The organism is Arthrobacter sp. ISL-30, assembly GCF_018613855.1.
Lineage (GTDB): Bacteria > Actinomycetota > Actinomycetes > Actinomycetales > Micrococcaceae > Arthrobacter.
In genome coordinates this window covers 33,770-48,183 of sequence record NZ_JAGGPK010000006.1, presented here as the reverse complement: position 1 = coordinate 48,183, position 14,414 = coordinate 33,770, and the positions used below count along the sequence as shown (strand labels likewise).

Below are 14,414 nucleotides of genomic sequence, written 5' to 3'. Positions count from 1 at the left end.
CGGCCCCTAGCCTTTTGCCGTTACGGATTCGGGAGCAGTGCTGCCGTTCCCGTCAAGCGGGCTGACGCCGTGGCGGTAGAACTCGGCGTGCTGGGGCGCAAGCGGGGTCTTTCCGGCGATGAGGTCGGCCGCTTTTTCGGCGAGCATCATGACGGGGGCATAGATGTTGCCGTTGGTCACGTAGGGCATGGCCGAGGCGTCCACCACGCGGAGGCCGCGAGTGCCGTGGACGCTCATGTCCAGCGGGTTCACGACCGCCATCGGATCCGATTCCGGGCCCATCTTCGCGGTGCACGAAGGGTGCAGGGCCGTTTCGGCGTCGCGGGCAACCCAGTCAAGGATTTCGGCGTCGGTCTGGACTGCCCGGCCCGGCGATAGTTCGCCGCCGTTGAAGGGGCCCATAGCGGACTGGCCGAGAATGTCCCGTGCCACGTGGATTGCCTCCACCCATTCGCGGCGGTCCTGCTCTGTGGAGAGGTAGTTGAACAGCATGGACGGGTAGACCGTGGGATCGGTGGACTTGATCTTAAGGCTGCCGCGGGCGTCCGAATACATGGGACCGATGTGCACCTGGTAGCCGTGCTTCGCGTCCGCCTTCTGGCCGTCGTACCGTACGGCGACAGGGAGGAAGTGGAACATGAGGTTCGGATAGGCGACCTCTTCATTGGAGCGGACGAAGCCTCCGCCTTCGAAGTGGTTGGTTGCTGCGGGGCCCTTGCGGCCAAGGATCCACTGCAGTCCAATGAGCGGGTAGCGCCACAGATCCAGGTTGGGCTGCATGGACACTGGCTGGGTACAGGCGTGCTGGATGTAGACCTCGAGGTGGTCCTGCAGGTTTTCACCAACGCCGGGAAGGTTGACCACGGGTTTGATCCCGAGGGACTTCAGGTGTGCGGCCTCGCCCACGCCGGAGAGTTGGAGCAGCTGGGGGGTGTTGATGGCACCGCCGGACAGGATGACCTCGCCGGCGTTGACGACGTGGGTCCTGCCGTTCCGGCGGTAGGTGACACCCGTGGCCACGTTGCCCTTGAAGTTGACCTTGGTGACAAGGGCTCGGGTAAGGACGGTCAGGTTGGGTCGGCCGGCGTTGGGCCGGATGTGGGCCCGGGAAGCGGAGAGGCGCTGGCCTTTGTGGACGTTCCGGTCGAAAGCGGCGAAACCTTCCTGGCGGTAACCGTTGACGTCATCCGTCAGAGGGTAGCCGGCCTCCTGGGCCGCCTTGAAGAAGGCCTGGAAGAGCGGCTTGGTGGCAGGTCCGCGCTCCAGGACCAGCGGACCGTCATGCCCGCGGAGTTCATCGTCCGGATCTGCCGCGAGGGCGTTCTCCATACGGTTGAAGTAGGGAAGGCAATGTGCGAAGTCCCAGGTCTCCATGCCGTTCTCGGCTCCCCAGCGCTCATAGTCAAGGGGATTTCCGCGCTGGAAGATCATGCCGTTGATGGAGCTTGACCCACCGAGTACCTTGCCGCGGGCGTGGGCAATCCGGCATCTGAATGAACAGATCCCAGGGGTAGTCGCTGCGTCCCGCTTCCAGAACCAGGACGCTGTGCGTGCCTCCTGCGCTCAAGCGGTTGGCCAGCACGGAGCCGGCACTTCCCCCACCTACGATGACGTAGTCGTAGTTAGTCTCTGTCATGCTGCAAAGTCTCCTTGTACGTCGTGCGGGTGGCGTGTCGACACCGGCCCGTTCCTTCATCGAGAAGCTGGTCGCGGGCGCATCGTGTGAATCGAGGAATCTTTCTTCTGAATCGCGTATTACACAACAGGTGCGCATAGTGCGTACTGGAAAATATGACAGGCATCACAAAGGGTGTCAATAGATCGGTGAAGTACTACGCGCCGAAGTTTGCGTCACTAAAGCCTGGTCAAAGGGCCGGGAGTTCCAGTAGAGCTTGCGCAAATGACAAGGCTCAGGCCGTACAACTTGCGGTTACTAGACGTAAAATTAAAGAGGTCGACGGCGGCGAAGCGCGGCAACACCCCCCAGTTTGCCGTGCGTACCCGTCGTCGGCTTTGTGCTGCTCCCCTTCCTAAACCCCCAGCGAGCCTCCGGCTGCGGCAAGCACCGCCTAGCCAACCCATATACGCCCGGCTAGCGAATGAATATCATGAAAGTGTCCCCACGCGGGACCCGCGCGGGGCTGTCGAATACCAGGGAGGAACACCATGGGACTTGGCGACAAGATGGAACATGCTGCTGAAGAAGCCGCGGGCAAGGTCAAGGACAAAGTCGGAGAGGCCACCGATAACCCACGCATGGAAGCCGAAGGCGAAGCCGAACAAGCGAAGGCGAACCTGAAGCAGTCAGGCGACAAGGCCAAAGATGCGGCCGAGGACGTCAAGGACGCAGTAGACCGGGACTAACATCGGCAGCAGTGGCAGGGTCAGCAGGATTATTGCTGACCCACCTCATAGGCAGCCCGCTACAGCGGCGCCTGCCATCCGCGGTCGAAGCCGGGATCGGCCGCATTCAACACAAACTCGCGTATATCCCGAAAGGATGCGCTGAAAATGAATTCATTGTTGATTATCGCCGGTGTCATCGCGATCCTCCTGCTCTTGGTCGGAGGCTTCAACCAGGCCCTTAATTTCCTGCTCTGGGTGGGGATCATCCTGCTGATCCTGGCCGTCCTTGGCTGGGTGTTCGGGCGCAGGGGCCCGAGGGTTCCTTAGCGTCGGCTGCTGAGGCAACTTTCAGAGGGAACCTGCCGGAACGCAGAATCGGCAGGCAAGACTCGCGCCCCGCGCTGATCGATGCAGATCAACGGGGCGCGGAGCCTGTAACGCGGCGCGGGGCGCTTGCGGGCGCGAAGCCTGCTCAGCTGTTGTCGATCCTCTTGAGCAGGTCCCCGAGCGCGTCCCGAATGTCCTGGTAATTGTTCTGGCTTGCCCGGCTTTCGCCGGAGATAACCGCGCAACGATGGATCTTCTTGAAGTCCCCGTACGGGAATTTGTAGTGCCCTTTTTGGTCCTCGCGGTGTTCGTCATCTACGCCCAGGTACCACTTGGAATAGTCCGCTTGCCCATTCTTGTCCAGGAACTTGCTCTCCTCCTGCGTTGAGGGCGCATGCTCGCTCCAGTCATCCCGGCTGTCGGTGACGAACTTGTTGTCGCGGATCAGGCTCTTGGCGTGCTCGTAGGCTTTTTTGTTGAGTTTCACCGTCATGGCTCAACCTCGATTCAATCCTCAGGGGAGCTGGCGGTTTCAGGATAGGCCCGGCCGCATGGCCGGAGGAACCCTCGACAGCCGAAGCAGTCTTCGGTAGACCTTAACGATGGCGACCATCGGGTTTCACGCTTCCCATGAACAGATCGGCCCCGCACGGCTCCTCAAGGACGTCCAATTGGCCGAGCAGGCCGGATTCGACGCCGCGATGTGCTCAGACCACCTCGAACCATGGTCCGCCCGGCAGGGGCATTCCGGTTTCGCCTGGTCCTGGCTGGGGGCGGCCCTTGCCACCACCAGTCTGCGTTTCGGAGTGGTTACGGCTCCTGGCCAGCGGTATCACCCCGTCGTCATCGCGCACGCGTCAGCCACCCTGGCCAGCATGTTTCCGGGCAGGTTCTGGATGGCCCCAGGCAGCGGTGAATTCATGAACGAGCACATCACCGGCGACGGCTGGCCGGCCAAGGAGGAACGGCAGCTGCGGCTCGAGGAGTGCGTGCGGATCATCCGGCAACTGCACGACGGCGATGAAGTCACCCACGCGGGGACCGTCACCGTGCACCAGGCCAGGCTGTGGGACATCCCGGATATCAAGCCGCCGCTTCTTGTCCCGGCACTGTCTGTGGCAACAGCCAGGCGCGCTGCAGCCTGGGCAGACGGCATCATCACGGTTAACCAGGAACCCGACACCCTGCGGGAACTCCTGGGGGCGTACCGCAGTTCCGGGGGACGCGGGAAGGCGATCCTCCAGGTCCACCTCTCTTGGGCCAGCACTGAAGCAGAGGCCGTGGGCATCGCGCACGAGCAGTGGCGGACCAACGTATTCCCGGCCGAGGTCAGCTACGACCTCCCGTCGACCGGGCACTTCGACGGCATTAGCACCTACGTGTCGGAAGAGCAGCTCCGCCGCTCGGCCAACATCTCCGCCAGCACCAGTCAACACGTGGACTGGCTGGGCGAATACCTCGGGATTGGCTTTGACGAGCTTTACCTGCACTTCGTGGGCCAGCATCAGCAGCCTTTCATCGAGGCCTTCGCCGAAAACGTACTCCCGCAAGTCCGGCATGAGGCAGGCTCCAGGCAGCAGGCCTCCGCGGAATTCGCCAGCCCGGAACCCGTGGGCCCGGAACCGACCAGCCGGAAGGCGGCCGGATGAGGATTTCGCAAACCTCGGACCTCTGGTGGAAGAACGCAATCGTCTATTGCCTGGACCCGGAAACCTTCTCCGACCATGACGGGGATGGCTGCGGAGACTTCGGCGGCCTGATTCAGCGGGTGGATTACCTGGCGGCCTTGGGAGTGACGTGCGTCTGGCTCATGCCCTTCTATCCCTCGCCGGACCGGGACGACGGCTACGACATCACCGACTTCTACGGCGTGGATCCGAAACTGGGGACGCTGGGCGACGTGGTGGAATTCATCCGCAGCGTGAAGGACCGCGGCATGCGCGTGATCGCCGACTTCGTCATCAACCACACCTCGGACCAGCATCCGTGGTTCCAGGAGGCCCGCAAGTCGTTGGACAACCCGTACCGGGACTACTACGTGTGGCGAAAGGACACTCCGCCCGACACCTCGAAGCAGGTGGTGTTTCCGGGTGAGCAGGACTCCATCTGGACCAAGGACGAGGCCAGCGGGGAGTGGTACCTGCACCGCTTCGCGAAGCACCAGCCTGACCTGAACATCGCCAATCCGAAGGTCCGGGACGAGATCGCCAAGGCCATGGGCGTCTGGCTTCAGCTGGGCCTGGACGGCTTCCGACTGGACGCGGTCCCGTTCTTCCTGGAGACGGAGGGCCAGCCCAACGACGGCGACGCAGAGCCGCACGAGTACTTGAGCGCGCTGCGTCGCTTCATCAACCGCCGTGAGGGCGGCGCCATTTTCCTCGGTGAGGTGAACCTGCCCTACAAGGAGCAGCTGAAGTATTTCGGGGTCGACGGCGGCGAGCTCACCATGATGTTCGACTTCATGGCGATGCAATCCATGTACCTGGCCCTTGCGCGGCAGGACGCCCGGCCGCTGGCCAAGGTGCTGTCCGGGCGTCCTCCCATCCACACCGATAACCAGTGGGCCATGTTCGTACGCAACCATGACGAACTCACCTTGGACAAGCTCAGCGACGACGAACGCGCTGAGGTGTTCGCCGCCTTCGGAGCAGACAAGGACATGCAGCTCTACGGCCGCGGCCTGCGCCGTCGCCTGCCCTCAATGCTCGACGGCGACCCGGACCGGGTGCGCATGGTCTACTCGCTGCTCTTCAGCCTGCCCGGCACTCCCACCCTGTTCTACGGCGAGGAGATCGGCATGGGCGAGAACCTGGAGCAGCCCGGCCGTTCCGCGGTCCGCACCCCGATGCAATGGACCGACGGCAGGAACGCCGGCTTCTCCGACGCCCCGGCCGATCGGCTCATAGCCCGGCTTGTGGAAGGCGAGTTCGGCCCGGACAACGTCAACGCGGCGAAGGCCATGCGTGATCCGAACTCGCTGTGGCACTTCATGGCGCGCCTGATCCAGCGTTACCGGGCCTGCCCAGAGCTGGGTTGGGGCCGCTTCGAAGTGCTGAAACAGCGGGCCACCTCCGTGCTGTTGCACAGCTGCAACTGGCAGGACTCGGTCATGGTGCTGGCACACAATTTCAGCCCGGAGGAGGCAACTGTGGAAGGCGGCCTCAACCTTGACTCCGGCCACCCCAAGCTTCCCAAGGACGCCGTCCTCCTGGACCTGTTGGGCAACCGTAATGTCGAACTGTCCGAGGACGGCTCCTTCAGCCTGGACCTGGAGCCCTACGGCTACCGGTGGTTCCGGGTATGGCAGCCCGGAGACAACCGGCTGCGGTAACCCTTACTTTCGTTCAGCGATCCGGCGCCTGGTGTTCGCAAGGTGGAGCCGCATCGCGGCGCGGGCGGAATCGGAATCGCCTTCGGCTATTGCCTGGGCGATTGCCTCATGCTCCCGGCAAATAACCTCATCCAGCCCGATGGTGGTGTCCTGTCCCGCTGTTCCGGCTTGCGGGAGGCGGTGGCCGGGGTAGGCGATCATCGCCGGTCCGAGCGATTCCAGCAGCTCAGGATAGAAGCGGTTTCCGGTGGCGCGAGCTACTTTGAGATGGAAGTCGAAGTCAGCTTCCACGCTCTGGCTGGTGGGGGCCGGGACCTGGCGCATCCGTGCCACGGCCTTGAACAGGCTGTCAGTCTGGATATCGGTGCGATTCGCCGCCGCGAGCGCCGCTGCTTCCACTTCCACGCCCAGGCGGAAGCCGATCAGCTCCAGGACATCCGCCGTCGTGCTGACCGCGGACAGGTCCATTGCGTGGCGGGACTCGGACGGCGCCATGAGCACGAAGGTGCCCTTCCCCTGGTGGCTTTCCACGAGGCCCGCGGCCTGGAGCTTCGAAATCGCTTCGCGTACCACTGTGCGGCTCACGCCAAAACGATCCATGAGCCCGCTCTCGGACGGCAGCTTCATGCCCGGCATCAGCTGACCGGACCGGATCTCGTCCACCAGCCGCTCCACCAGCTGTTGGGCAAGGCTCAGTCCGGGGCGGCCTGACAATGCCGCGACTGTCTCATCTGACATGAAATCTCCAAAAAGTGCCGGGCACACGCTTCCACTACTTCCTAAATCTAGTGGTTCGGCGCTTACTGCACGGCAAGTCGCCACTCACGAGACAAGAGGTCTCACTTTCGGCAGATTGTCCCTACAATGGGAAATGTGCCGGATCCAAATAATTGGCCAATGCCCCGACTGCTTTCCACGGCAGCTCGGATGCTTGAACACTCCTGGAACGAGGGACTCGCCGTTCTGGGACTCACGCATGCAGGGCTCATAGCGCTGGATATCCTGGAAGCGCGCGGCAGTATTCCACAGAATCAGATTGCGGCACTGTCACGGGTCCAGTCCCAGACCATGGGCAAGACGCTCGGAAGGCTGGAGGCGCACGGACACATCACGCGCCAGCGCGGCTGGCCGGACGGGCGTAGCGTATCGGTCTCCATCACTGAGACCGGGCGACGGGTCCTCGCGGAGGCCCGGACAGTTGAGCGGCAGTTGATGGTTGACGACGGCGATCCCGTGAACTTGCGCTCCTACCTGATCGACATGATTACCAGGCTAGGCGGCACCCGGCCGACGTCGCATTCGGCAGTAAGCCACCTCAACTGAACCAAGCCAAGCTGAATCAAGCCGAAAGGATGGCGGATCCCCAGGGATCCGCCATCCTTTTTGTCAGTGACGGGTGGCTACGACGCGAGCATCTCCAGCAGATGCTCCCCGTGGTACGTCAGGGCTGCGCGCGCAGGATCAGACACCTGCCCAGGTTTTTTCTGCTGTTCCAGTAGCGCCAGGAAACGCTGGACGGTAGCAGACGCGTTCTTCAACTCACCACGCTCCGCCTCCTGCTGCGCCTGCTGCAGGATGCCGGACAACTGCCCCGCCACTGGTCCCGCCAGGTCCCCTGAGTCGACGAACCCGCCCACGATCGCCTGCAGTGCCGCGGCGCTCCCCGGCGTCCACAGCTCGGGCAGCGGCACTTTGGTGAAGTCCATGTCGGACGCGAAGTAGAAGTCCGTGTAGGAAGGCTGGTTATAGGCGGTCTGCTGCCGCGCCACCTCGGCACGGTACTGGGCATCATGCATGAGGGTGTACAGCTTGTGCTGGGTGATGTCAGTGCTGAGGTAGATCCTGATCGCCGAGCTGTCGGCTGTGCGTACCAGGAGCTCCTCGCGCCAGTCGCCCAGGATGTCGGCTACAAGGCTTGGATTGCCCTTGGTGCCGTTGTTGCTCCGGGTGCCTTCGGCCGTCAGGAGCCTGCCGCGCTTCCAGTCATCAATTGTCACCGTCTGGTTTCCGGAACCGTTCACGATCTGGGTGGTCATGTCAGCCGCCCACTTGATGCTCATGTTCGTTCCCGGACCGGTGGTAGAGAGCTTGTCGCCGTCGGATGACTGCATGCCAATGGCCCAGTTCTCGATGCCGCGCACCGCTGGATCGACGTCGCCGATCATGCCGCGGCCGGTGTCGCGGCCGGAGTAGGCGCCGAACAGGACCTGGCCGTTGGCGGCGTCGCGCATGGCGTAACCGTAGGGGGCGAACGTGGCGCCTTCGTGCACCGTAAAGATTTCCTTGCCGGGACGGTCCGGATCGATGTCCGTCACGTGCATAGCGTCGCCGTGGCCCAACCGTGCCTGCTCGCCCGGTGCCGCACTGCCTGCCGGCAGGGCGTCGAAGGAGCTGTACAGCAGCGAGCCGTCGTCGTCGATTGTTGCCGAGCCGTAGACGATTTCCTGCTTGCCGTCCCCGTCGACGTCGGAGGCGCTCAGCGAGTGGAAGCCCTGGGTGGTCAGGGTGCCGTACTGCGGATCCGTCCCGTTCCGGCCATGCGGTGAATCGTTGAAGGGGTTGGTCATGGGCGTCCAACCGCTATCCACGTTCCAGACCTGGCCGAGCTTCTTGCCGTCCCAGGTGTAGGCGCCCAGGGTTGTCCGGGTGTAGTAGCCGCGGGCGAAAACGGCGGCTGGCTTCTTGCCGTCGAGGTACGCGACGCCGGAGAGGAAGCGGTCCACGCGGTTGCCCGGCTCGATGCGTGCCATGGCGTAGTCGCCCCACATGAGGCCGTCATCGTGGCGGTCCGGCGTGTACTTCACGCTCTGCAGTTCCTTGCCCGTGGCGCCGTCGAACACGCTCAGGTATTCGGGGCCGGAGAGGATGAAGCCCTCAAATGCGCGCAGGTTATTCCGGGCGCTGCGACTGGGCGCGTACACGTCCATGAAGTAGTCCGTGAGTGCCTCTGCGTCCGCTCGGGACAGCGGGTACTGGTACTTCGGCGCGATGCCGAAGGCCTCCTCAAGCGTTGCTGGCCAGTTGCCGGCTTTGACCTCAGGGTGATCGGTCCAGCCCTGGAACATGTCCGCGACATGCTGATAGTAATCTGCGGCGCTCTTCCGGTAGTCGTCGGTGTTGCTGTAGCCGGCCGCCTTGTCCTCGGGCTGCAGGGTGATGAACTGCTCTCCGGTGACGTTTCCGGCGAGGTCGTACGACGTCGTTTTGGTCCCGGGTGCTGTCTTGAACATCAGCTCGGAGCGGCCATCGCCGTCGAAGTCGTTGACGAGGAACTGGGTGTAGTGGGCGCCGGAACGTATGTTCACGCCGAGGTCGATTCGGTGCAGGAGCGTACCGTCGGCTTTGTAGGTGTCGATGTAGGTGTTGCCGGTATAGCCGACCTGGGAGACGTCCTTGGAGTTGGACGGGTCCCATTTGACCACGTATTCGTAGCTGCCATCACCGTCCATGTCGCCCACGCTCATGTCGTTTGCAGAGTAGCTGTAGGACTGGCCAGTGGGAGTGACGCCGTCGGCAGGCTTCTTGAGGGGCAACTCCGTAAAGTTCTGGTTCCAGGCTGTGGCCTCGGCGCTGCGGTCCACTTCAGCACCTTCGACGACGGCGGCCACGGAGTACTTCGCGTCCGGCGTTCCATCCCGATCCAGGAAGTTGGTGCTGTCCGTTACCGTCGCGATCTTCTGTCCGTTCCGATAGACCGCGAAATCGGTACCGGTAAGGCCTGTGGCAGAGGAGCCGGTGGCTTCATGGCCGAGGAACCGCCAGCTCAGGAAGACGCCGTCGGCCGCTTTTGCCGCCACAAGCCCGCGGTCCAGGTGTTCCAGCTGGACCCGTTCGGTGTGCCCGGCGGGGCTGGCCTCTGGTCCTGCCGCCAAGGCGGGAGTCGGCGCCGTTAGTCCTGCCAGCGCCACTGCTGCACTTGCTGCGAATGTCGCCGCAGTACGCCATTTGGTGGAGCTTGCGTGGTGGTTGCCAGCCTCGGATTTGCTCCGGCGCGGCTGAATCGTTTCATTACTGGGACTCATCCTCGAATCCTTCTGTTTGGGGAGTGGGGGAGAAAGCGCTTTCCGCAGTTAAGCTAACGGTCCCGTCGCACGGAGGTCAAGGGTGGTCCGTAACTGCCTGGACCAGCTGCCCCTACGCCTCGTCGCCTGAGAGCCAGGTTTCGACGTCGGCCAGGTCCAGGACTTTTTGCCGATAGCTCTTCTCCAGCCAAGCCAAGGCGGCCTCGGCGGCTTGGGGGTCAGGTGACGCCACAACGTCGCTGGCGATGACGACGTCGAAATTGTGGGCGAAGGCGTCCGCCGCCGTCTGTGCGATGCAGTTCTCGGTGTCCACGCCTGCGAGGATGAGTGAGTCGACGTTCCAGTTCTTGAGCCGGAGGTACAGGTCAGTCCCGAAGAAGGCACTGTCACGGGTTTTCCACAGCTCGGGGAATCGCGAGGTGTCTAGCCCTTCAAGCCAGCCCGCCTGCTCGGAGCCGCGGAAGGCGAAGCCTTGGTTCTCCTCCAACATGTTCAGCGTCCAGGTGGATTTGTCGCGCTCATGCGTTGTGCCGATGAACAGGATCCGGTGCCCGCGGCGGGCTGCCTCGGCTGTGAGCCTGTTGCAGGCGGCAGTGATTGCCGAGCGTTGTTCCTTGAGCGGCGGAGCCTCGAAATAGGCATTCTGCAAGTCAACGACAAGGACCGCACAGGTGCGACCGTTGGCTGGGGAGGACACTGGTTGGCTCACGTTTTCGCCTTCCTTCACAAATTTACAAGCATGCTTACGCAAAGGGTCGGGAGAAGCCTACAGTGACGATATGGACACAAGTGATGATCTCGGGCTTTCTGTCGCCGAGCAGTTGCAGGACCTGGTCATCGACAGCGACGACGTGAATGCCTTCCTTGAAGAACTGTGCCAGCTCGCGGCGGCCGCAGCGAGCGCCCTGGTAGGCGAGGAGACACTTTGTGCCATCACGCTGAGTCGTCGGCGCCGGACCACAACAATCGCCGGCAGCAGTCCCGAAGCTATATTCCTCGACGAGGTCCAGCAGGCGTTTGGTGAAGGACCGTGCCTGCATGCCATGGCCACCCGTGCCACCACATTGGTAAGCGACACCCGAAGCGACCATCGCTGGCCGGAGTACTGCACAACCATCGCTAAAAGGGGACAGCTCAGCGTCCTCGGTGTCCCCCTGGAACTGGATGAGGGGGCTGCGGCGGCGCTGAATGTTTTTGCGCCCACTGTTGAGGCATTTGACGCGAACACGGTGGCGCAAATGGAGCGGTTCGCCGCTCAGGCCCAGAGAACGATGCGCCTGGCAGTCAGGATCGGCAGCAAGCAGCAACTGGCCGATGACCTGCGGGAAGCCATGAGGTCCAGGACTGACATCGACCTTGCCTGCGGCATCATCATGGGACAAAACCGCTGCTCGCAGGAAGAGGCGTTCCGCATCCTGCAGCGGGTGTCCAGCAACAGGAACGTCAAGCTTCGGGTCCTGGCCCAGGAGCTGATCCGGGGCCTGGCCAAGGGCCCGGCGGTAAGCCACTTCAATGAATAAGACTCTCCGAGCGGCCGGCTAAGCGCCCGCCGCCCTGGAGGTTGGCCGTGGCCGCGAAACACGCCTTGGCGACCGCTCCTGGCCGCGGCTACCGACGATGAGCTCCAGGGCTTGATGCAGATCTTGGGCTACTTCCTTTGCGACTGCGATGTCTGCCCTGAGGGTGGATGCACCGGGAATCAGGATCCCACGGCTACCGGCGGCAGCTGCCGCGACCATGTCCCGCCCGGTTGTTCCGATGACGATGATGTTCCGTGGCGGAAGTCCTAGTTTTGCTGCGGCGCTAAGGATCATTCCGGGTTTTGGGATCCGGCATGGGCACCCTTCGTCCCGAGTGTGGGGACAGATTCGCCACACATCGAATGAGCCGAGCAGAGCCTCTATTCTCCGGTTAGCCGCCTCCACCTCGTGCCAGGCCAACAGACCGCGACCGATCTCCGGCTGGTTTTTGAGGATACCCGTCCGGTAGCCCAGCGCCCTGAGCCCTGCCAGCACGGCAGCGGCGGCGGGAAGCGGGGTGATCGCGTCCGGGTCCCCGCTGGAAGCTGTCGTCTCTATCAGCGTCCCATCGCAGTCGAAGAGCACCGCCATTCCGGAGCCGCGCTGTCGTCGAGGGCCCCTCGGCTGGCGGGATTTCACAGGTTCCCGGCCATTGGGGAGGCTTGTCAGACTTGTGGCGATCCTGATTTCCATAAACAGTAAGTTCCCGTTTCGGTGGCCGGCTAAACAATTCTTGAGCCAAAACTTTGGCGGCCGGCCCATCCCAAGGGGCCATTCATGCGCTGGCTGTTGAACATGCGCTGGCTGTTGAACCCGAGTGGGTGGTGGTTGTGCCCGCGCGGCATTGATGCCTACTGTGGGAACGGTTTGTGTGGGTGTGGGCGTTTTAGGGGTTCGACTCGGCTGGCATCATGGGACAGTGACTGGGCATCGATTGACCGAAACCTTTGAATGGCAGGGGCGCACTGTAGCGTGGGACCGCTTCGGCGATGGGCCGCCGCTGGTGCTTTTGCACGGCACTCCCTGGTCATCGGCCCTATGGCGTCCGATCGCCGATACCCTCGCACGCCGTTTCACCGTCTACCTGTGGGACATGCCTGGCTACGGCGCCTCATCCAAGGACCCCGAGCACGACGTCGACCTCGGAGTTCAGGGTGAGCTATTCGCCCACCTGCTCATTGAGTGGGGCCTCGAGCGGCCCCACATCATCGCCCACGACTTCGGTGGCGCAGTCGCGCTTCGGGCACGACTCCTTCATGACGCTTGGTACGCGTCGCTGTGCCTCGTAGATGTTGTAGCGTTCAGTCCCTGGGGCTCACCGTTCTTTACTCTTGTGAAGCAACACTCTGAGGTGTTCGCCCAGCTTCCAGCTGCTGTTCACCGCGGGGCCATCGAGGCATATGTGCGCGGCGCGAGTCACCGCGGGCTCCGTGATGACGACCTCAGCATGCTCATGGAGCCGTGGGGAGATGCTGCCGGGCAGGCAGCGTTCTACCGTCAGATCGCTCAAGCTGATGAGGGTTTCACCGACGAGATCGAACCGGCATACAACTCGATCACAGAACCGACCCACATCGTGTGGGGCGCAGATGACACATGGATCCCAATTGACCGGGCCTATCGACTCAAGGCGGCAATCCCCCACGCGACGCTCGCAACCATAGAGAACGCTGGACACCTCATCCAACTCGACGCACCAGCACCACTCACAGCCGAACTCACCCGATGGACCGAGCGAGTTCGACCAGCCAACTAAGTCACAGCAAGGACTGAAGAACCTGGAAGACGTCATCGCCCACTAGTAGCCGCAGGAGGCCGCGCATACACTTGGGGTTGATCACGTTGCCAAAGCGGTTGGCCTGTTAAGCGTGGTTCGGAACGGAGAGCGCCATGCTCCAGATCCTGATGTGCAAACTGAACTTGCGCCACGTTTGGCACATCGAAAGCAGCGAGGATGGCAGCGGCCGCTATAGGCGCTGCACGCGTTGCGGAAAATACGACCGCGACAGGAACGCGGGTGGCTTCATGCACTGAACAGGCTCGACGTTCCCCACATCGGGCGCTTCAGGGGAGCAGGCCTCGACCGGCAGATCGACGCGCTACGCAACGAAGGAATCCCCGGCCTGTTGGCTGCCCGTTATGTGGTCAGGAGCCGCCGCAGTTTGGCCAGTGTCACCTTTAGCAGGCGCGACACCTGCATTTGTGAGACGCCAAGCTCAGCTGCGACCTGCTGCTGGCTGAGTCCCTCGACGAAGCGCAGGTAGAGCAGTCTCCGCTCGGCCTGGCTGACGGTCGCCAGGGCCGCCCCCAGGAACAGCCGGTCCTCCACATGGGCGAATCCTTCGTCGTCGAAGGCTGTGGCGCTGGTCAGGGAGCCAGCGTCCAGGGACTCGCCCCACTGGCTCTCGAGGGATGCCGGCTTCCGCAGCACACTGCACTGCATGGCCTCGGACACTACATCTTTGTGGCATTGAAGGGTTTCGGCGAGGTTCTTCAGTGACGGTTCCCGACCGAGCTGCTGCATGAGCTCGGGGAACACTCCCCGGACTTTGGCCCGCACGTCCTGCAAGTTTCGCGGGGGCCTCACAAGCCAGCACGAATCCCGAAAATAGCGTTTGATTTCGCCAACGATGGTCGGCTCGGCGAACGCCTTGAACGGCACGCCCCGAGCGGCCTCATAGCGACGTGCTGCCTTAAGTAGTCCAAGGCGGGCTACTTGGCGGATGTCGTCGGCGTCGGGCCCACCCTTATGAAACCGCGAGGCGACGGTGTCAGCCAGGTCAAGGTGGCTGATGACTAGATCCCGGAGGTACCCCCGTGGCTCAGAATCATCGCGGAGCACCTCCGGCAAAAGGCCTGTCATGGCAT

At 62.9% G+C, this 14,414-nt stretch carries 13 protein-coding genes and 1 pseudogene; 7 read left to right on the top strand and 7 right to left on the bottom strand.

Annotation, left to right across the window (positions count from 1 at the left end; all coding sequences use genetic code 11):
* Window positions 1-6: 6 nt before the first annotated feature.
* A pseudogene (locus J7E82_RS01950) lies at window positions 7-1,636 on the bottom strand (choline dehydrogenase).
* Between the two features lie 530 nt (window positions 1,637-2,166).
* Here J7E82_RS01950 and J7E82_RS01945 point away from each other — a divergent pair.
* Together J7E82_RS01945 and J7E82_RS01940 are read left to right on the top strand one after the other, a co-directional pair.
* The gene (locus J7E82_RS01945) at window positions 2,167-2,364 is read left to right on the top strand and encodes a CsbD family protein (RefSeq protein WP_214859801.1); all 198 of its coding nucleotides are present in this window, start codon (window positions 2,167-2,169) and stop codon (window positions 2,362-2,364) included.
* A gap of 147 nt (window positions 2,365-2,511) precedes the next feature.
* Entirely contained in the window at window positions 2,512-2,673 is a 162-nt protein-coding gene (locus J7E82_RS01940) for a hypothetical protein (protein ID WP_214859799.1), read from the top strand.
* A 145-nt stretch (window positions 2,674-2,818) separates the two neighbouring features.
* Here the strand turns inward: J7E82_RS01940 and J7E82_RS01935 are convergent, their stop codons facing one another.
* Window positions 2,819-3,166, bottom strand: a complete 348-nt coding sequence (locus J7E82_RS01935) for a hypothetical protein (RefSeq protein ID WP_214859797.1) — start codon at window positions 3,164-3,166, stop codon at window positions 2,819-2,821.
* A gap of 109 nt (window positions 3,167-3,275) precedes the next feature.
* On the opposite strand from J7E82_RS01935, the gene J7E82_RS01930 reads away from it, so the two are divergent.
* On the top strand, window positions 3,276-4,322 hold the full coding sequence (locus tag J7E82_RS01930) for a TIGR03885 family FMN-dependent LLM class oxidoreductase (protein WP_214859795.1): 1,047 nt from the start codon (window positions 3,276-3,278) through the stop codon (window positions 4,320-4,322).
* Window positions 4,319-6,004: an alpha-amylase family protein gene (locus J7E82_RS01925; protein WP_214859793.1), complete on the top strand. Its 1,686-nt coding sequence runs from the start codon at window positions 4,319-4,321 to the stop codon at window positions 6,002-6,004. The genes J7E82_RS01930 and J7E82_RS01925 overlap by 4 nt, the downstream gene beginning before the upstream one ends.
* 3 nt (window positions 6,005-6,007) lie before the next feature.
* Here J7E82_RS01925 and J7E82_RS01920 read toward each other — a convergent pair whose 3' ends face one another.
* A complete protein-coding gene (locus J7E82_RS01920; RefSeq protein ID WP_214859791.1) occupies window positions 6,008-6,742 on the bottom strand; it encodes a FadR/GntR family transcriptional regulator in 735 nt (244 codons plus the stop codon).
* A gap of 159 nt (window positions 6,743-6,901) precedes the next feature.
* On the opposite strand from J7E82_RS01920, the gene J7E82_RS01915 reads away from it, so the two are divergent.
* Window positions 6,902-7,327 (top strand): MarR family winged helix-turn-helix transcriptional regulator, encoded by a 426-nt coding sequence (locus J7E82_RS01915; RefSeq protein ID WP_251041323.1) that lies wholly within the window; start codon window positions 6,902-6,904, stop codon window positions 7,325-7,327.
* Between the two features lie 77 nt (window positions 7,328-7,404).
* On the opposite strand, the gene J7E82_RS01910 is transcribed toward J7E82_RS01915, so the two are convergent.
* Window positions 7,405-10,026 carry a rhamnogalacturonan lyase gene (locus tag J7E82_RS01910; RefSeq protein WP_214859790.1) on the bottom strand — a complete coding sequence of 874 codons (2,622 nt, stop codon included), beginning with the start codon at window positions 10,024-10,026 and terminating at the stop codon, window positions 7,405-7,407.
* 112 nt (window positions 10,027-10,138) lie between these two features.
* On the bottom strand, window positions 10,139-10,735 hold the full coding sequence (locus J7E82_RS01905) for an isochorismatase family cysteine hydrolase (RefSeq protein WP_308113542.1): 597 nt from the start codon (window positions 10,733-10,735) through the stop codon (window positions 10,139-10,141).
* 70 nt (window positions 10,736-10,805) lie between these two features.
* Here J7E82_RS01905 and J7E82_RS01900 point away from each other — a divergent pair, with 70 nt between their 5' ends.
* The gene (locus tag J7E82_RS01900) at window positions 10,806-11,546 is read left to right on the top strand and encodes a GAF and ANTAR domain-containing protein (protein WP_214859789.1); all 741 of its coding nucleotides are present in this window, start codon (window positions 10,806-10,808) and stop codon (window positions 11,544-11,546) included.
* 18 nt (window positions 11,547-11,564) lie between these two features.
* On the opposite strand, the gene J7E82_RS01895 is transcribed toward J7E82_RS01900, so the two are convergent.
* The gene (locus tag J7E82_RS01895) at window positions 11,565-12,239 is read right to left on the bottom strand and encodes an HAD-IIIA family hydrolase (protein WP_251041322.1); all 675 of its coding nucleotides are present in this window, start codon (window positions 12,237-12,239) and stop codon (window positions 11,565-11,567) included.
* 226 nt (window positions 12,240-12,465) lie between these two features.
* On the opposite strand from J7E82_RS01895, the gene J7E82_RS01890 reads away from it, so the two are divergent.
* On the top strand, window positions 12,466-13,302 hold the full coding sequence (locus tag J7E82_RS01890) for an alpha/beta fold hydrolase (protein WP_214859788.1): 837 nt from the start codon (window positions 12,466-12,468) through the stop codon (window positions 13,300-13,302).
* 381 nt (window positions 13,303-13,683) lie between these two features.
* Here the strand turns inward: J7E82_RS01890 and J7E82_RS01885 are convergent, their stop codons facing one another.
* Window positions 13,684-14,409: a sigma-70 family RNA polymerase sigma factor gene (locus J7E82_RS01885; protein WP_214859787.1), complete on the bottom strand. Its 726-nt coding sequence runs from the start codon at window positions 14,407-14,409 to the stop codon at window positions 13,684-13,686.
* Window positions 14,410-14,414 lie beyond the last annotated feature (5 nt).